The organism is Streptomyces sp. S6 (assembly GCF_054880855.1).
The window spans coordinates 37,988-55,217 of record NZ_JBTYMC010000008.1 but is presented as its reverse complement, the minus strand read 5'-3'; the positions used below and the strand labels follow the sequence as shown (position 1 = coordinate 55,217).

General features: G+C 68.7%; 14 protein-coding genes, 2 tRNA genes and 1 pseudogene. 11 read left to right on the top strand and 6 right to left on the bottom strand.

Annotated elements, in window-relative coordinates:
• The coding region (locus ACVNF4_RS02440) for a PAS domain-containing protein (protein ID WP_461800945.1) at positions 1–1,876 on the bottom strand (1,876 nt) is incomplete at its 3' end.
• A gap of 292 nt (positions 1,877–2,168) precedes the next feature.
• Between ACVNF4_RS02440 and ACVNF4_RS02435 the strand changes: the two genes are divergently transcribed.
• The 3 genes from ACVNF4_RS02435 (at position 2,169) to ACVNF4_RS02425 (ending at position 3,376) form a co-directional block, all read left to right on the top strand.
• Positions 2,169–2,259, top strand: a tRNA-Ser gene (locus ACVNF4_RS02435).
• 185 nt (positions 2,260–2,444) lie between these two features.
• Positions 2,445–2,517 (top strand) — tRNA-Arg (locus ACVNF4_RS02430).
• Between the two features lie 163 nt (positions 2,518–2,680).
• Positions 2,681–3,376, top strand: coding sequence for an LppX_LprAFG lipoprotein (locus ACVNF4_RS02425; RefSeq protein ID WP_461800944.1), 696 nt, complete (start codon positions 2,681–2,683; stop codon positions 3,374–3,376).
• A 105-nt stretch (positions 3,377–3,481) separates the two neighbouring features.
• On the opposite strand, the gene ACVNF4_RS02420 is transcribed toward ACVNF4_RS02425, so the two are convergent.
• The 3 genes from ACVNF4_RS02420 to ACVNF4_RS02410 form a co-directional block, all read right to left on the bottom strand.
• Positions 3,482–3,625 (bottom strand): hypothetical protein, encoded by a 144-nt coding sequence (locus ACVNF4_RS02420; RefSeq protein WP_461800943.1) that lies wholly within the window; start codon positions 3,623–3,625, stop codon positions 3,482–3,484.
• A 151-nt stretch (positions 3,626–3,776) separates the two neighbouring features.
• Complete coding sequence (locus ACVNF4_RS02415) at positions 3,777–4,430, bottom strand: Eco29kI family restriction endonuclease (RefSeq protein WP_461800942.1); 654 nt, start codon at positions 4,428–4,430, stop codon at positions 3,777–3,779.
• 85 nt (positions 4,431–4,515) lie between these two features.
• A complete protein-coding gene (locus ACVNF4_RS02410; RefSeq protein ID WP_461800941.1) occupies positions 4,516–5,301 on the bottom strand; it encodes a GIY-YIG nuclease family protein in 786 nt (261 codons plus the stop codon).
• A gap of 123 nt (positions 5,302–5,424) precedes the next feature.
• Here ACVNF4_RS02410 and ACVNF4_RS02405 point away from each other — a divergent pair, with 123 nt between their 5' ends.
• Together ACVNF4_RS02405 and ACVNF4_RS02400 are read left to right on the top strand one after the other, a co-directional pair.
• The gene (locus tag ACVNF4_RS02405) at positions 5,425–6,720 is read left to right on the top strand and encodes a DNA cytosine methyltransferase (RefSeq protein WP_461800940.1); all 1,296 of its coding nucleotides are present in this window, start codon (positions 5,425–5,427) and stop codon (positions 6,718–6,720) included.
• A 260-nt stretch (positions 6,721–6,980) separates the two neighbouring features.
• Positions 6,981–7,499 carry a very short patch repair endonuclease gene (locus ACVNF4_RS02400; RefSeq protein WP_461800939.1) on the top strand — a complete coding sequence of 173 codons (519 nt, stop codon included), beginning with the start codon at positions 6,981–6,983 and terminating at the stop codon, positions 7,497–7,499.
• 318 nt (positions 7,500–7,817) lie between these two features.
• On the opposite strand, the gene ACVNF4_RS02395 is transcribed toward ACVNF4_RS02400, so the two are convergent.
• Together ACVNF4_RS02395 and ACVNF4_RS02390 are read right to left on the bottom strand one after the other, a co-directional pair.
• Positions 7,818–8,252, bottom strand: coding sequence for a hypothetical protein (locus tag ACVNF4_RS02395; protein ID WP_461800938.1), 435 nt, complete (start codon positions 8,250–8,252; stop codon positions 7,818–7,820).
• 183 nt (positions 8,253–8,435) lie between these two features.
• Positions 8,436–8,921 (bottom strand): hypothetical protein, encoded by a 486-nt coding sequence (locus ACVNF4_RS02390; protein WP_461800937.1) that lies wholly within the window; start codon positions 8,919–8,921, stop codon positions 8,436–8,438.
• 387 nt (positions 8,922–9,308) lie between these two features.
• On the opposite strand from ACVNF4_RS02390, the gene ACVNF4_RS02385 reads away from it, so the two are divergent.
• From ACVNF4_RS02385 to ACVNF4_RS02360, 6 genes and pseudogenes are all read left to right on the top strand, one after another.
• Positions 9,309–9,944 (top strand): DUF2797 domain-containing protein, encoded by a 636-nt coding sequence (locus tag ACVNF4_RS02385; RefSeq protein WP_461800936.1) that lies wholly within the window; start codon positions 9,309–9,311, stop codon positions 9,942–9,944.
• A gap of 101 nt (positions 9,945–10,045) precedes the next feature.
• Positions 10,046–10,789: a response regulator transcription factor gene (locus ACVNF4_RS02380; protein ID WP_461800935.1), complete on the top strand. Its 744-nt coding sequence runs from the start codon at positions 10,046–10,048 to the stop codon at positions 10,787–10,789.
• On the top strand, positions 10,786–12,441 hold the full coding sequence (locus tag ACVNF4_RS02375; RefSeq protein WP_461800934.1) for an ATP-binding protein: 1,656 nt from the start codon (positions 10,786–10,788) through the stop codon (positions 12,439–12,441). The genes ACVNF4_RS02380 and ACVNF4_RS02375 overlap by 4 nt, the downstream gene beginning before the upstream one ends.
• Positions 12,354–13,598 (top strand): annotated as a pseudogene (locus ACVNF4_RS02370) (bifunctional glycosyltransferase family 2/GtrA family protein); the annotation flags it as partial. The gene ACVNF4_RS02375 and the pseudogene ACVNF4_RS02370, both read left to right, overlap by 88 nt.
• Before the next feature lie 26 nt (positions 13,599–13,624).
• On the top strand, positions 13,625–15,736 hold the full coding sequence (locus tag ACVNF4_RS02365) for an ArnT family glycosyltransferase (RefSeq protein ID WP_461800933.1): 2,112 nt from the start codon (positions 13,625–13,627) through the stop codon (positions 15,734–15,736).
• Between the two features lie 65 nt (positions 15,737–15,801).
• Positions 15,802–17,226 (top strand): MFS transporter, encoded by a 1,425-nt coding sequence (locus tag ACVNF4_RS02360; RefSeq protein WP_461800932.1) that lies wholly within the window; start codon positions 15,802–15,804, stop codon positions 17,224–17,226.
• The last annotated feature ends 4 nt before the right edge of the window (positions 17,227–17,230 follow it).

Below are 17,230 nucleotides of genomic sequence, written 5' to 3'. Positions count from 1 at the left end.
CGCGCCGCCGTCCGGACCCGCCGCCCGCCTCGACGGCGACCTCGTCCTCGTCGGCGGCAGGCCCACGACGACGCCGGCGCCCGGTGGGCGGAACGGCGCCCTCACCGTCGTCCCCCTCCAGGAACGCGTCCACGGAGCTGCGGCGGGGACGCCGGGGCGGCTCCTCCTGGGGCAGCTCCTGGACCACGGCGATCTCCTGCGCCGGGACGACCCCGGCGCCACCGCCGAGCGGCACTTCGAGGACGTACGCGCTGCCGCTCATCCCCGGCACCTCGACGGTCTGGAGCACCCCGCCGTGCGCGCGGACGATGCCCCGGACGATCGGCTCGTGCACGGGATCACCACCGCCGTACGGCCCCCGGACCTCGATCCGGACGACCTCCCCGCGCTGGGCGGCGGCCACGACGACCGTGTTGTCCATGTACCCGCTCGCCGACACGGGCGCGTTGCCGGTCGCGTCGACGCCGGCGACGTCCGCGACGAGGTGCGCGAGCGCGGTGGCGAGGAGACGGGCGTCCACCTCGGCCTCGATGGGCGGCGCGTGCACGGCGAACTGCACACGGCCGGGACCGATCAGCTCGACGGCGCCGTCCACACCGGCCGCCACGACCGCGTCCAGCATCACCTTCGTCCGGCTGACCTGCGCCTCGCCGGTGTCGAGGAGTTGGTAGCCGAGAACGTTGTCGATGAGGGTGGTGATCCGGGAGTACCCGGCGGAGAGGTGGTGCAGGACCTGGTTGGCCTCGGGCCAGAGCTGGCCGGCGTCGTCGGCGGCGAGGGTGGAGAGCTCGCGGCGGAGTTCGTCGAGGGGGCCGCGCAGGGAGCGGCCGAGGAGGGTGAGGAGCTGGTCGTGCCGGCCCGCGAGAGCCTCGTACCGGTCCTTCTCCCGCTCGCCGAGCGCGGCGTACCGGTCGTCACCGGCCGCGATCTCCTCCGCGTGCTCCTCGGTGAGTTCCTCGACCTCCGTGACGTGCTGCTGGCGCAGGGCGGTGAGGTCGGAGGCGTGCTCCTCGGCCAGCCGCTCCAGCTCCTCGGCGTGGGCCTCCTCGGCGTCCTCCTTCTCCTTGGCGAGCGCGTCGTACGGCCGCCGGTCGGTGAAGGTCATGACGGCGCCGACGAGCTGATCGCCGTCCCGCACCGGCGCGGTCGTCAGGTCGACGGAGACCTTGTCGCCGTTCTTCGCGAACAGCACCTGGCCGCGGACACGGTGCTTGCGGCCCGAGCGGAGGGTGTCGGCGAGCGGCGACTCGTCGTACGGGAAGGGGGCGCCGTCCGGACGGGAGTGCAGGACGAGGGTGTGCAGTTCCTTGCCGCCGAGGTCACTGGCCCGGTAGCCCAGTATCTGCGCGGCTGCCGGGTTCACGAGGACGATCCGCCCGTCCGTGTCCGTCCCGACGACACCCTCGGACGCCGCCCGCAGGATCATCTCCGTCTGCCGCTGCGAGCGGGCCAGCTCCGCCTCGGTGTCCACGGTGCCGGACAGGTCGCGTACGACCAGCATCAGCAGTTCGTCCGGCGCGTAGCCGTAACCGTCGTACGCCTGCTGGCCGTTCTCCAGGGTCGCGCTGCTGACCTCGACGGGGAACTCGACGCCGTCCGTGCGGCGGGCGATCATCCGGGCGGGCTTCGTGCGGCCACGGGGATCGATGTGGTCCGGCCTGCGCATCGAACCGGGGATCAGCTTGGAGTCGAACTCCGGCAGCAGGTCCAGCAGACCCCGCCCCACGAGAGCGGTCCCCGGCGTCTCGAACGCCTCCAGCGCGATCGTGTTCGCGTTGACGACCGTCCCGTTCGCGTTGACCAGCACCAACGCGTCCGGCAGGGCGTCCAGTATCGCCGCGAGGCGAGCAGCGCCCCGGGATGGCCTGCTGCTCACGAGACGCTTCCTCCCTGTCACCGCACATTGCCGCCCGCTCCGGCCATCTTGCCAACCGGCCCGCAGGGTGTCACGCGAGGGAGTCTAAGGGCTGGGGTTCGGTCCGGGCGCGGGATGAGAGGCACCTCGCACGACCGTGACGCCGAACCGCACACCTGTCCGACGGCCCCCTCCGCGAACCCCTTTGCCGTGGCCCCCGGGCTCCTAGTACGGTGGACACCGATTGGTGACACAGCACTCACCTGTGTCATCATCTGCACGCACCACTCGCACCCACGCGAGCGGTTGTGCTGGAGGCGTCGCCTAGTCCGGTCTATGGCGCCGCACTGCTAATGCGGTTTGGGACTTAAATCCCATCGAGGGTTCAAATCCCTCCGCCTCCGCACCATCCCGAAGCCCCGGTCCTGCGACCGGGGCTTCGGCGTTTCCCCCTCCTCCCGCGTTTCCGCAGGTCACAAGGGGTACGCCTATCGGATTTCACATGCCGCCCCCGGTCATGTAATGTTCTTCCTGTCGCCGGGAACGGCCGAAAGGCCCGGAACGAAGACAGCGAGAAACAACAAAACAAGCACTCGTAGCTTAACGGATAGAGCATCTGACTACGGATCAGAAGGTTGCAGGTTCGAATCCTGCCGAGTGCACAGTGATCGAAGCCCCCTTCCAGGAAATCTCGGAGGGGGGCTTTGTCGTGTCATGAAGGGGGACCATGGGATGCGTAAATCTGGCGCGGTGTTCGGGGCCCTGCTGCTCGGGTGGGGATCGGTTGCCTGTGGGGGTGGCGCGGCAGCGGAGGATCCGCCGAAGATGACACCCGCAGCGGCCGTGGCGAAGGCGGCGGAGAAGTCCGAGGCTGTGACGTCGCTGCACTATCGGATCGCCGGGACCGTGCCGGGGAGGGGACGGCTGGAGGCCGAGGCGTCCATGAACGCGAAGCCTCTGGCCATGAGCATGAAGATGACCGCCACCGCTGCCCAGCGTGGGGACAGGCTGCTGGAGGTCCGGTTCGTCGACAAGGTCATGTACGTCGGCGGCAGCGTCCTGCGTCCCGAGAAGCTGAAGGGAAAGCACTGGCTCAGCGCCGCGCCGGCCGTATGGGGAAGCGGTGGCGCGTACAACCAGTCCTACAAGGTGCTGCCCAGCCAGCTCCAGGCGAACCCGGCCGCGCAGTCCAGGTTGCTGACCGCGTCCAAGGATGTGCGCGTGGTCGGCACCGAGACGGTCGACGGCGTCACGACCACGCACTACAAGGGGACGGTCCATAGCCGCGGCCTGATCTCCGAGGGCTTCGATCAGTTCATGCAGCTGGAGATCTCCGACCCCCTCACCATGGACCTCTGGATCGACGGCGACGACCTTCCCCGGCAGTTCCGCGTGCGCGCCGAGCACAACGAGGCGTACGCCGGGACCGGGCCGCTCGACCTGACCGTCACCTTCCTCGACATCGACCGGCCGGTGACGATCACCGCACCGCCGGCCGGGGAGACCACGCCGATCGGGTAGGGCGTGCGGGGCGGCTGAGCCATCGTCAGTACGCGCATGTGACGGGGGTGCCCTGGACACGCGGGCACCCCTCTGGCGTTCACCGCACCTTGCTGTTCCGGACCATCAGTACAGCGCTTTGTAGCCGCCCCAGCCGCCGGCGATCTTCACACGCGCGCCGAAGCCGCCCTTGCCGTTGCCCGCCCAGCGGTACAGGTTGCCTGCGGTGTCGCGGGTGAGGTCGCCGACGAGGGCGTTGTATGCGTTCATCAACGACCAACTCGACGACCACGAGGAACGCCTCCGCAGTCTTGAGGCCCAACGCTGGCCGTGGCCGACGATCGCCGTGTTGGCGGCAGTAGCCGTGGCGATGGTGCCTTCTGGACGAACTCGTATCTGTGACAAGTGTGTCAGGGGAGGCTCAGTCGTCCAGGTTCTCGTACGTCTCCGTCTCGGGATGCTGCCACGGCAGGTCGCTGTACTCGGCGACCTGCTTCGCGATATGTGCTTCAGCGGCGGCTCGGAGCTTCTCCGCCTCGTGTACGACGCCGCCGTGGGTTCGGCTCCGGCCGTCATGGACGGTGTCCCACTTGCTCTTCTTGCTCTTTCGCGTCGAGGGCCCTTGCTCGTTCCCGCCGAACCCGGTCAGCGTGTGGTTCCAGACCGGCTGGTAACCGACACGCAGGCCGTTCTCCCCCAGGTTGGCGTGCACGCCCGGCAGCAACAAGGCCCGGAACCGGAACTCCCGCAGCGGCAGGCCCGCCTCTTCCATCGACCGTCGATGCTTCCTGAGCCGGTCGTAGACCGGGCGCCATGCCGTGGCCTTCGTGCCGGTGGCGCTGTTGCTCGTCGCTCCCTTTCCCGCGTAGACGGGGATCTGCAGCTTGCTCAGCGGAAGGTACAGAGGCACGCTCTCGCCGCGGTAATACAGGGCGTACAGTCCCGCCCCGTTGAAGCGGGGAATCTCGTGGAGCATCGAGACCAAGGGTTGACGTTCGAACATCGCGCAGATGGTGTTGGAGATCTGCTCGGTCGACAAAGGGTCGTACGACTCTGGGGTGTATGCGGCGGTCATGACTTCCTGGCTCGTGGACGACGAGAGATCCCGCGAGGCGATCGCGAGACATGGGGCCGGATGGACGGAGCGGGATCTGGCCGGATCAGGTCTCCGGGGTGTGGTCGATCACCTGGCCGGCCCGGTAGTAACGCGTGCCGCTGGGGTAGTCCTCCGTCTTGGCGTACATGATCACGTAGCCGGGGAGAGCGGTGACCTGCCAAGGGGCGGGAGTGTGCTCGGAAATCGTGCGCAGAGCGTCGTCGGCGCTGAGGTGTCCGGCTGGGAGCCGGACGGTGATCTCGTCGAATGCCTTCGTGGCCTCGTAGCGGAACACGTAAGGGAGCGCGGCCTTGGTGGTCGCGAGCAGCTCCGCCAGTGTGGATTCGACCTCACCGGACACGGAGGCTGTCACCGGGCTAGGGAAGGTGTATTCCAGGTTGATGGGATACAGGCGGTCGAAGTGACCTGCCTCGACCACGGTGGTGTCCCGTCGTTTGCCGGGGTCGTTGTTGCCGAACCCGTTGTAGTTCCAGGGCACCTGGCCCTGCCCTCGGTGCTTGTTGATCAACAGACGTTCAGGTGCGACGGCGCCGAAGTCCTCATCGACGTACAAACAGGTGAAGGACATCTCGGCGAGGGAGATGTTCCGCCGGCCAGAGATCTTCCGGAAGTGCTTCTCGACCCGCTGCGGCAGCGAATTTTCCGCTTTGCCGACGTACACGAGGTCGCCGTCCTTGTAGAGCTGGTACACGCCGGGCAGTGGCCGCAGTGACTGGATGTTCTCGATCGTGAGCGGCGCCGGGGTCAACTCCTCCAACGCGGCCGCGAGCTGGTCGCCGAGTGCCTTGGTGATGCTCAGCTTGAACTCGGCGTGGTTCTCCAGCGACACGACCAGGGCCTCCTGACATATGGCGAGTGATTGTCGTCACTCTAACCGGTGAAGTTGGGGAACACGGGGCCGGATTTTCGTGAAGGGCCTTCATGATCGCAAACTCCGCGGTATGGTTTTGGCATGTCTGAGCTGCGGAATAAGTCAACTGAGGTGGGAACCTGCGTCGAGCTGTTCGCCGGTGGCGGGGGGCTCGCCATGGGGGTCCACAACGCTGGCTTCCGGCCGCTGCTGGTGAACGAGTACGCCAAGCGGGCGGTGGAGACGCTCCAGACGAACCCCATGCCGGGCGGGGGTGACTGGCCGGTCATTCCCGGAGACGTTCGTAAGATCGACGCCGAGTTCGATGAACTCAAGGGGCAGGTCGACGTCCTCGCTGGAGGGCCCCCTTGCCAGCCCTTCAGCCTCGGCGGCGCGCACAAGGGCATGGAAGACGAGCGGAACATGTTCCCGCAGATGTTCCGCGCCATTCGCCAGATGAGGCCCAAGGCCGTCATCTGCGAGAACGTTCAGGGGCTGCTTCGCCCCTCCTTCAAGTCCTATTTCGACTACATCTTGAACGAGCTTCGCCTCCCCTTCGTTCAGCGCGAGCCGGACGCCACGTGGGAAGAGCACAACGAGCTGCTCGAAAAGATGTTGGCCAACGACTCGGTGCCCGCCGCCGAGCGCTACGACGTCAAGTACACGCGGGTCAACGCCGCCGATTTCGGAGTCCCGCAGGTCCGCCAGAGGGTCATCATCGTCGCGTTCCGGGCGGATCTCTATGTGAAGTGGGACGAGTTCGAACCGCGGCCCAGCTACTCGGACGAGGCTCTCATTCACTCCATGCGTGAGGGGGGTGAGTACTGGGACCGTCACGACGAGGTCGATCCCGCGGCGAAGGCCCGCACCATCGCCAATCTCCGCGAGCTCGACTACGACGATCCGGACGTCAAGGAGAAACTCACCCTCAAGCCCTGGCGGACGCTCCGTGACGCGATCGCCGGCATTGATGAGAACGAGGGCAAGCCATTGGCGGAGATCAAGGAGGAGCATCTCCAGCCCAAGACTCAGGTCGGTGGCATCCCCGATCACTTCGCGTGGCCGGGAGCGCGCATCTACAAGGGGCACACTCCGAATCTCCTCGACCGGCCCGCCAAGACGGTCAAGGCCGGTGTACACGGCGTTCCTGGTGGCGAGTCCGTGATGCAACTCGACCAGATTGACTTCGACGGCGACGGCTACCGCTACATGACGGTCCGCGAGACCGCGCGAGTCATGACCTTCCCTGATCGCTGGCGGCTCGCCGGGCCCCGAGGCGAGATGATGCGCCAGCTCGGCAACGCGGTTCCCGTGAAGCTCGGACAGACCTTCGCCGAGGCGGTAGCCGCAGCCCTCAAGTCCGTAGGTGCGTTGCAAACGCCCAGGAAGAAGAAGTGACTGAGGCCGCATCTGGGCGGCAACGGAATTGGAACGAGCATTTGCCGTCGGACCGGGCTTACAAAGCCCGAGCTGGTTTGTCGAGGGACAAGCGGTCAGCCGAGCAGGATCGCGCTGCCGGCGGCAGGCACCGACGTGCGATTCCACTGATAGACGGCCGCTACGCACGAGCGTCGATCACGTTGCGGCTGTACCGGAGCACCCGCCGTATCCGTGCCTACCTGCGCTGGTCAGTGGACGGCGAGACTAAAGAGCGATATGTGCGCGACGTGGACGCCGCGACCCGTGCCGCGAACCTGGCGATGGCCTGGGAGGCCGCCCGAGCGGCGGGGATGGTGACGGACGAGACGCTCCCTCGGGAGTCGGCCGCGTCGTCAATCTCCGTTCGCGCTGTCATGACGGCGAACAAGGGGAAGGACACGAAACCAGAGCGATTGCTGCGGTCCGCCCTGCACCGGAGGGGGCTGCGCTATCGGGTCGGCGTCCGTCCGTTGGCGGATCTCCGACGGACAGCTGACGTTGTGTTCCCCAAGGCCAAGGTCGCCGTATTCATGGACGGCTGCTTCTGGCACGGCTGCCCCGACCACTATCGGCCGGCGAAGAAGGGCGGCCAGAAGTGGCAGGACAAGATCCAAGGAAACCGCGACCGAGACGCGGCGACCAACATCGTTCTCCAGGAGGCGGGTTGGATCGTGGTGCGCGTCTGGGAACACGAGGACATTGAGGAGGCCGCCGACCGGGTTGGGGACATCGTCGCCGCCGCGTTGTCGCATTATTGAGGCGTTCCACTTTGATGATCGCCGCGACCACGCGGCCACTGACCATGCCAACCGCCAGCAGGGCACGCACGTGAGAACCGAGTATTCAGCGCCCCCGCACCGGCTTCGAGCCGGTGCGGGGGCGCGCTTCGTCGTGCGAGGTGGTGGCGGGTCGGCGCGAAACCTTGAACTCGTGCAAGTCCAGTGCTCGGCAAGGTGAGTTGGACGCAAGCGCGTACACGGAGATCGTCTTCGATCGAGGAGGGCACCATGGCATTCCGGGATCACGATCGGACAACCCGACGACGCCCCGGCGGTCGGCAGCCGAAGGTCCCGGAATCAGGCGGCCAGCGGAAGGGCTGCCGCTATCGCGTCGCGTTCCTTGCGGCCGAGCAGGGGGAAGATGATCTTCAGGCCCTGTTCGTCGGCCGGGGAGGAGACGATGAAGGAGGAGTTGAGTACGCGCTCCTTGACCGGGGTGCGGGTGAGGCCGGGGCGGGGGATGGTCAGCAGGTGTTCTTCCGGCTTCGCGAAGGTGGGGTTGGCGCGGAAGACGAAGATGCGGTGGCTGGTCATCACGAGGTACATGGGGACCCGCGCGGGGACGACGGTCAGTGCGCCGGCGCTGAGGAGTGCCGAGGCCGCCGCGAACGCCGCTGTGCGGCGGACGGAGACAGAGCTGAGGTTCACGATGGTCGTCACCTCGACCTGTTCGCCGGGGGCGAGCATGGGGGTGACGGTGGCCAACAGCATGCGGCGGCGTCTGCCGTTCATGGGGACTGCTCCTGGAGCTGGTGAGGTGGTGCCGGGCTTCGAGGGCTCGTCGGCGTGGTTGTCGGCATACCCTGCCACAGCTGGAGAGCGGCTCCGTTTCACGCGGTCGGGGTTCTGAGCAACTCCCGGGGGTGATGTCACCCGGACGTTCCGTCCGTCGGCGAGGTCCACGCCGCACAGCCGTCAGCTGTAAGTCCAACGCCAGCCGTTCGAGCGGTACTTGCAGGTGATGGACGTGCCGCTCGCGTTGGTCGTCGTGGCGCCGTGGTCGCTGTTGCGGCAGTACTGGCCGGCGGAGTAGCAGTTGCCGGAGTTGGAGGTGATGGAGCAGGTGCCGGGGGCGGTGTCCTCGGTGACGGCGTCGGTGGTGTCGGCTGCTTCGGCGGTGGTTGTTTCTGTGACGGTGACCGTGGGGGCCGGTTCAGGGGTGGCGGTTTCGGTGACGGTGGGGCCGGGTGCGGGGGTGGTGGTCACCGTCGCGGTGACGGTGGGGGCGGTCTTGACCTTCGCGTCGACCGGTTGTCCGCCGTTGTCGGAGGGGGCGGCTATCAGGGCGCCGGCGAGGAAGAGGCCCGTACCGCCCAGCCAGACGCGCTTGCGTCTGCGCAGGGGGCGGGTGTCCGGTGGGCGGGGTGCCGGTGGCATGGGTGTGGTGTACGGGTTGGTCATTTCGTCCCCCCAGGGTGATTCAGGTGAGATGACCGTAGTGCCGGGGAGAGCGGTATGTGGAGGGGATGTGGGAGTGGTGATGCTTCTGTGACTGTCGACGGGGTGCGGGGATTGTCAGTGGGCCGATCTACCCTCGGGTGCATGGGGCGGACGTGGAAGTGCGCGGGGTTGCGGTGGAGCGCGGGTGGAGGGCCCGTGTTGCGGTGGGAAGGGGGTGCCGGGAGTGCGCTCGGGTGGGGGAAGCGGGTGGAGTTCGGGGTGGTCGAAGGGGGCGTGCGGGGGTGCCTCGGGGCTCGGGGGAATGCGTGTGCCGGGCGGCGGGAGGTGGCGGGGCGGAGTACCGGTGGGCGGTGCGAGGAGTGTGGGCGGCTGGATCGGGTGGGGTCGGTGGCCGCGGATGGGAAGGCCGACGATCCGCGGGAGTACCGGGTGTATCTCGCCTGGTTCGGGGGCGGGTCGGTCAAGGTGGGGATCACCGCGGTCGAGCGCGGCGGGGATCGGTTGCTGGAGCAGGGGGCCTTGTGCTTCACGTGGCTCGGGAGCGGTGCGCTGATGGCCGCTCGGCGGGCCGAGGAGGTGCTGCGGGTCGCGTTGGGGGTGGGGGACCGGGTGTCGTACGGGGTGAAGCGGGCCGTACGGGCCGACGCGGCTCGGGCGGTCGATGCCGGGGTCGGTGAGCTGGGCCTGCTGCACCGGCGCGCGCAGTCCCTCGCGGGGTGGCCGGAGACGCTCGTGCCGGCCCCCTTCAGCCCCGTCGACCACCTCGCGGCGTTCGGCCTCACCGACGCCCCTCCCGCGACCGGCGAGATCACCGAACTGGTGCCTGGCGCCGCCCTCGCCGGGGAACTGGTCGCCGCGGCCGGCCCCGACCTCCACCTCGACACGTCCGCGCACGGGATCGTCGTCCTCGACACCCGTCTCATGACCGGCTGGGAGCTGGGCGGGGCCGGGGTGGGGGCCGGGGTGTTTCCGGTGCGGGCGTTTCCGGAGGGGGTGACGGAAGCGCAGGCGGGGTTGTTCTGAGGGTGCGGTAAGAGGCTTCCTGAGAGGTTCCTGTGCGTTTCTCAGTGAAATCACAGGCAAGCGAAAGCCCTCTCTCAGAGGCCGTCGACAGGGTGGTCAGCATGACCACGACCTCGCCCCAGGGGCGCACCGAACTGCTGAGGCCGGACGGGAGCCCCGTCCGCGTGCTTGTGGTGGACGACGAGTTGTCGATCACCGAGCTGTTGTCCATGGCTCTCAGGTATGAGGGATGGCAGATCCGCAGTGCCGGGGACGGCATGGGCGCCGTGCAGGCGGCCCGGGAGTTCCGGCCGGACGCCGTCGTCCTCGACATGATGTTGCCCGACATGGACGGGCTGGCCGTGCTCGGGAGGCTGCGGCGGGAGCTGCCGGACGTGCCGGTGCTGTTCCTCACCGCGAAGGACGCCGTCGAGGACCGGATCGCCGGACTCACGGCCGGTGGGGACGACTACGTCACCAAGCCGTTCAGCCTCGAAGAGGTCGTCGCGCGGCTGCGGGGGCTGATCCGGCGGTCCGGTGCGGCCGACCGGCGGTCCGAATCCGTCCTCGTCGTCGGCGACCTCACCCTCGACGAGGACAGCCACGAGGTGACCCGCTCCGGGGCCGACATCCACCTCACCGCCACCGAGTTCGAGCTGCTCAGGTTCCTGATGCGCAACCCGCGCCGGGTGCTGAGCAAGGCGCAGATCCTCGACCGGGTGTGGTCGTACGACTTCGGCGGCCAGGCCAACGTCGTCGAGCTGTACATCTCCTACCTGCGGCGGAAGATCGACGCCGGCCGCGAACCGATGATCCACACCCGCCGAGGCGCCGGATATCTGATCAAGCCCGCGTCGGCGGCATGAGCGGACGACGACGGCCGCGCCCCCGCAAACCGCGCACCCTGCGGACGAGGCTCGTCGTCGCGTCGGTCACGCTGATCGCCGTCGTCTGCGCGGTGATCGGGACGGTGACGACGCTGGCGCTGCGCCAGCACCTGTACGACCAGCTGGACGGGCAGCTCGGCGAGGTCGCGGCGAGGGCGGCGGGCGGGCCGGTCGGCGGGCTGCCGGGGATGAACGGCCGGGTCGGGTTCCAGCAGCGGGGCAGGACCGTCAACCTCACCGAGTTCGTCACCCGGGGCCCGCAGCCCAGCAGCTCCACGCTGATCGCGAAGATCGTCGGCGGGTCGGCCACCACCGGGGCCGTCGGCAAGAAGACCGGCAGCACCTTCGACATGACCGCGAAGACACTCACCGAGGCCCAGCTCAAGGCCGTCGACACCGTCGCGCGGGACGGCGACGAGCACACCGCCGACCTCCCCGGCCTCGGCAGCTACCGCGTCAGGTACACGACCGGCGTCAACGGCGACTTCTACGTCGCCATCCCCACCAAGGACCCCGACGACACCGTCACCACCCTCGTCCTGGCCGAGCTGAGCGTCACCGCCGCCGGACTGGTCGCCGCGGCCATCGCCGGTCACATCCTCGTCGGCGTCGCCACCCGACCCCTCCGCAAGGTCGCCGCGACAGCGACCCGCGTCTCCGAACTCCCCCTCCACACAGGCGAGGTGAACCTGAGCGAGCGGGTCCCGGAGTCGCAGACCGACCCGCGCACCGAGGTCGGCCAGGTCGGCGCCGCGCTCAACCGGATGCTGGACCACGTCCACGGCGCACTGCACGCACGGCAGCAGAGCGAGACGCGGGTCCGGCAGTTCGTCGCCGACGCGAGCCACGAGCTGCGGACACCGCTCGCCTCGATCCGCGGGTACGCGGAACTCACCCGGCGCGGGAGGGAACAGATCGGCCCCGACACCCGGCACGCACTGGGCCGTATCGAGTCCGAGGCAGGCCGGATGACGTTCCTCGTCGAGGACCTGCTGCTGCTGGCCAGGCTGGACGCGGGACGACCTCTTCAGTTCGAGCGGACCGACCTCGTTCCTCTTGTGGTCGACACGGTGAGCGACGCGCGCGCGGCCGGACGGGATCACGTGTGGCGGCTGGACCTGCCGGACGAACCGGCGCTGGCGGCCGTGGACGCGGCCAGGGTGCAGCAGGTGCTGGTCAACCTGCTGGCCAACGCCCGCACGCACACACCCCCGGGGACGACCGTCACCGCGCGGGTGCGGCGGCGGGGACCCTGGTTGTGCGTGGACGTCGCGGACGACGGTCAGGGCATCCCCCCTGAGCTGCTCCCGCACGTCTTCGAACGGTTCGCGCGAGGTGACTCGGCACGCTCACGTACTACGGGTAGTACGGGGCTGGGCCTTGCCATCGTCCAGGCCGTCGCGACCGCGCACGGCGGTGCGGTGACCGTGGACAGCGTGCCCGGACGAACCGTGTTCACCGTGCACCTGCCCGTGCTCGACTCACAGGGCAAGCACAGTCCCACCACATGGGTGCGACAGGGCGCCCGACCAGAGTCGCCGTCATGCGAACCGACTCTTCCCCCGGCACCCTGCCGGCCCGGGAGCACCTCCCGGCCGGCGCCGCCGGAACGCCTGTCCTGGATGTCGTGATCCCCGTCCACAACGAGGAGAAGGACCTCGGCCCGTGCGTCGAGCGGCTGCACGCGCACCTCGTCGAGACCTTCCCCTACCCCTTCCGTATCACCATCGCGGACAACGCCTCGATCGACACCACTCCGGTGGTCGCGAAGAACCTTGAGGCGTACCTCCCAGGGGTGAGGTCCCACCGGCTGGAGCAGAAGGGCCGAGGCCGGGCGCTGCGGACCGTCTGGTCCGCCTCGGACGCGCCGATCCTCGCCTACATGGACGTCGACCTCTCCACCGACCTCAACGCCCTGCTCCCGCTGGTCGCCCCGCTGATCTCCGGCCACTCCGACCTGGCCATCGGGTCCCGGCTGACCCGTAGCTCCCGAGTCGTACGGGGTGCCAAGCGGGAGTTCATCAGCCGGTCGTACAACCTGGTCCTGCGGGGCTCGCTCCAGGCGCGCTTCTCGGACGCGCAGTGCGGGTTCAAGGCCATCCGGCGCGATGTGGCGCTCGTCCTGCTGCCGCTGGTGGAGGACACCGGCTGGTTCTTCGACACTGAGATGCTGGTCCTCGCGGAGCGGGCGGGCCTTCGGATCCACGAGGTCCCGGTCGACTGGGTCGACGACCCCGACTCCACCGTCCACATCGTCAAGACGGCGACCGACGACCTGAAGGGGGTATGGCGCGTTGGGAAGGCCCTGGCCACCGGTTCGCTTCCGCTGGACCGGCTGACCAGGCCGTTCGGTGACGACCCCCGCGACCGAGAGATCATGGACGTACCCAAGGGACTGGCCCGGCAGCTCGTCGGCTTCTGTGTGGTCGGCGGGCTGTCGACGCTCTTCTACCTGCTGCTGTACAGCGGCTTCCGCACGTTCACCGGCTCGCAGGCCGCCAACGCGCTCGCGCTGCTCGTCTCGGCGGTGGCCAACACCGCCGCGAACCGGCGGCTGACGTTCGGCGTGCGGGGTCCCGGCGGGGCGGTGAAGCACCAGGCACAGGGGCTCGTCGTCTTCGGGATCGGCCTCGCGCTGACGAGCGGGTCGCTGGCGGCGCTGAACGCGGCCACGTCGAGTCCCTCGCACCTCACCGAGCTTGCCGTTCTTGTCGCGGCGAATCTCGCGGCGACCGTGATGCGGTTTCTGCTGTTCCGGGTGTGGGTGTTCTCGGATCGGCGAGAGGCCGCGAGCCTGGGCGGGGAGGAGCGGTGATGACGACGCTCCAGGGTGAACGTGCGGAGATTCCGGCGCACGCCGAGGCCAACTCACTTGGTGAGAAGGGGCGTTGGCAGAGGCTTTGGCGGGGTCGGGCCGACGATCCGGCTTGGGTCCGGCCCGCCTTCCACGGACTTCTCGTCGCGACCTTCCTCCTCTACCTCTACAACCTCGACTCCTCCGGGTACGCCAACTCCTTCTACTCGGCGGCGGTTCAGGCCGGCTCGCAGTCCTGGAAGGCGTTCTTCTTCGGGTCGTTGGATGCGGCGAACGCCATCACCGTGGACAAGCCGCCCGCCGCGCTGTGGCCGATGGCCCTGTCCGTGCGGATCTTCGGGCTCAACTCGTGGGCGATCCTGGTCCCCGAGGTGCTGATGGGGGTCGGGACGGTCGCCGTCGTGTACGCGGCGGTCCGGCGCCGGTTCTCCCCGGCGGCGGGGCTGATCGCAGGTGCCGTCATGGCGCTCACGCCGGTCGCCGCGCTGATGTTCCGGTTCAACAACCCGGACGCGCTGCTGGCGTTGCTCATGGCGGTGGCCTGCTATCTCGTCGTCCGTGGGCTGGAGGACGGCCGGACGAAGTGGCTGCTGTGGGCCGGGGTCGCGATCGGGTTCGCGTTCCTCGCGAAGACGCTCCAGGCGTTCCTGATCCTGCCGGCGCCGGCCGCCGTGTACGGGGTCTGCGCGCCGGTCCCGCTGAAGAGGCGGCTCGGTCAACTCGCCGCAGCGACCGGGGCGTTGGTCGTCTCCGGCGGCTGGTGGGTGGCGATCGTCGAACTGTGGCCCGCGTCCTCTCGGCCCTACATCGGGGGGTCGCAGAACAACTCGTTCCTTGAACTCACCTTCGGCTACAACGGACTTGGGCGGCTGAACGGTGAGGAGACCGGGTCCGTCGGCGGGGGTGGTGGCGGTCGTACCGGGCAGTGGGGGGAGACCGGCTGGGACCGGATGTTCAACTCCGAGATCGGCGGGCAGATTTCGTGGCTGCTGCCGGCCGCGCTGATTCTGCTGGTGGCGGCGCTGGTCGCGACTCGGCGGCTCAAGAGGACGTCCGTCACGCGGAGTTCGTTCCTCGTGTGGGGTGGCTCGCTGCTGATGACCGCCGTCGTCTTCAGCTTCATGGCGGGGATCTTCCACCAGTACTACACCGTTGCCCTCGCGCCGTACATCGCGGCTATGGTCGGTATGGGTGCGGGGCTGTTGTGGGAGAGGCGGGGGGAGGTCTGGGCGTCCATCACCCTTGCCGGGGCGGTTGTCTCGGCGGCGGCCTGGGGGTATGTCCTGCTGAACCGGACGCCGGATTATCTGCCGTGGCTCAAGTGGGTCGTGCTGGTCGGGGGGCTGGTCGGGGCGCTGGGGTTGGTCTTCGCCGGTCGCATCAGCCGCCAACTCGCGCTGGCCGCCGCCTCGGTGAGCCTCGTTGCGGCGCTGGCGGGGCCGGCCGCCTACACCGTCAGCACGCTTCAGGAAGGGCACGTCGGGTCGATCGTCACGGCGGGGCCTGCGGGGGCGTCGGTGATGGGTGGGCGTGGTGGGCCTGGCGGGGGCGGTATACGGGGTGGCATGGGGGGTGGGATGCCTGGGCAGGGCCAGCGGGGTAATGGGCTGCGAGGGAACGGGCAGTTGGGCAACGGGCCGCAGGGGAACGGGAATTCGCAAGGGTTCCCGGGTGGCCGTATGGGTGGCGGCATGGGCGGGGAGATGGGTCGTGGCGGTGGCGTCGGCGGGCTGCTCAACGGTGCGAGCGTCACCTCCGAGGCCAAGAAGCTGCTCGGCACCGGCAGTTCCGAGTACACCTGGGTCGCGGCGGCCGTCGGTGCGCAGAACGCGGCGAGTTATCAGCTGGCGACCGGTGAGCCGGTGATGTCGATCGGTGGGTTCAACGGCACGGATCCGTCTCCGACGCTGGCGCAGTTCAAGCGGTACGTGGAGGAAGGGAAGATCCACTACTTCATCTCCGGTGGCTCCGACGGCTTCGGCGGCGGGATGAGGGGCGGTTCCTCCGCCGGTACGTCGTCCCAGATCACCTCCTGGGTCGAGGCCAACTTCAAGAAGGTGACGGTGGGTTCGGCCACGTTCTACGACCTCACGCAGAAGGCGAGCAGCTAGCCGACGAAGAGGACGGCGCCCTGTACACCGTACGGCCTTGTACGGTGTACAGGGTTACTTATACGGTGTACAGCATGTCGACGACGACCCCCGCACCCCCCATCCAGCCCCACCCCCAACGCTGGCTCATCCTCGGCGTCATCGCCCTCGCCCAACTCACCGTCCTCCTCGACAACACCGTCCTGAACGTCGCGATCCCCTCCCTCAAGGCGGAGTTGGGCGCGAGCACCGCGGACATCCAGTGGATGGTCAACGCGTACTCCCTCGTCCAGGCGGGCCTTCTCCTCACGGCGGGCAGTGCGGCCGACCGGTACGGGCGCAAGCGGATGCTCCTGGCCGGCCTCGTCCTCTTCGGCGCCGGCTCACTCGTCGCCACGCTCGCCTCCTCCACCGGTCAACTCATCGCCGCCCGGGCGGGGATGGGGGTCGGTGGGGCCCTCCTCGTCACCACGACCCTTGCGGTGGCGATGCAGATCTTCCCGCCGGAGGAGCAGCCCAGGGCGATCGGGATCTGGGCGGCGGTGAACTCGCTCGGGTTCGCGACGGGGCCGTTGGTCGGGGGGTTCATGCTGGGGCACTTCTGGTGGGGCGCGATCTTCCTGATCAACCTCCCGGTGGCCGCAGTCGCGTTGATCGCCGTCGTCGCTCTCGTGCCCGAGTCCAAGAACCCTCAGGGGGACCGGCCCGATCTGCTCGGCGCGCTGCTCTCCACGGTCGGGATGTCGTCGCTCGTCCTGACGATCATCTCGGGGCCGGAGCACGGGTGGCTGTCGGCGCGGGTGTTGGGGAGCGGGGGTGTCGCCGTGGTCGTTCTCGCGGGGTTCGCCTGGTGGGAGAGCCGGATTCCCCACCCCATGCTCGATCTGTCGTTCTTCCGGAACCGGGAGTTCACGGGGGCGGTCGCCGGGGCGGTGCTGGTGACGTTCGGGATGGGGGGTGCGTTGTTCCTGCTGACCCAGCATCTCCAACTCGTCCTTGGATATGGGCCGTTGGAGGCGGGACTGCGTACGGTGCCGCTTGCTGTGACCGTCGTGCTGCTCAACTTCACGGGGATCGCCGCGCGGATCACCGGGAAGTTCGGCGGGCCGGTGTCGATTCTGGCCGGCATGGTGGTGATGGGCGGTGGGCTCGTGTCCATCGGGGTGTCGGGGGAGCGGGGGTATGCCGGGACGTTGGCGGGGCTGGTGATGATCGGGGCGGGGACCGCTGTCGCGAGCCCTGCGATGGCTCACGCGATCATGAGTTCCATTCCGCCGGCCAGGGCGGGGGTGGGGGCGGGGGTCAACGGGATGGTGGCGGAGTTCGGGGCGGGGCTGGGGGTCGCTGTGCTGGGGGCGGTGTTGACGTCGTCCGCGGAGTTGGAAGAGGGGTTGCGGGAAGGACAGTTGGTGGGGGCGGGGGCTGTGGTGCTGGGGGGTGTGGTCGCGGGGGTTCTGTTGAGGCGGGCGGCTGGTGACAAGACGCCCGAGGGGGAGGAGCTTTCTGTTTAGTGGC

What these genes read in the sequence shown, in the direction of transcription:
- ACVNF4_RS02425 (WP_461800944.1), top strand. Translation starts at nt 2,681, where the DNA reads ATGACACCCGCAGCGGCCGTGGCGAAGGCGGCGGAGAAGTCCGAGGCT.
- ACVNF4_RS02420 (WP_461800943.1), bottom strand. Translation starts at nt 3,625, where the DNA reads ATGAACGCATACAACGCCCTCGTCGGCGACCTCACCCGCGACACCGCA.
- ACVNF4_RS02415 (WP_461800942.1), bottom strand. Translation starts at nt 4,430, where the DNA reads ATGACCGCCGCATACACCCCAGAGTCGTACGACCCTTTGTCGACCGAG.
- ACVNF4_RS02405 (WP_461800940.1), top strand. Translation starts at nt 5,425, where the DNA reads ATGTCTGAGCTGCGGAATAAGTCAACTGAGGTGGGAACCTGCGTCGAG.
- ACVNF4_RS02395 (WP_461800938.1), bottom strand. Translation starts at nt 8,252, where the DNA reads ATGAACGGCAGACGCCGCCGCATGCTGTTGGCCACCGTCACCCCCATG.
- ACVNF4_RS02390 (WP_461800937.1), bottom strand. Translation starts at nt 8,921, where the DNA reads ATGACCAACCCGTACACCACACCCATGCCACCGGCACCCCGCCCACCG.
- ACVNF4_RS02380 (WP_461800935.1), top strand. Translation starts at nt 10,046, where the DNA reads ATGACCACGACCTCGCCCCAGGGGCGCACCGAACTGCTGAGGCCGGAC.
- ACVNF4_RS02375 (WP_461800934.1), top strand. Translation starts at nt 10,786, where the DNA reads ATGAGCGGACGACGACGGCCGCGCCCCCGCAAACCGCGCACCCTGCGG.
- ACVNF4_RS02365 (WP_461800933.1), top strand. Translation starts at nt 13,625, where the DNA reads ATGACGACGCTCCAGGGTGAACGTGCGGAGATTCCGGCGCACGCCGAG.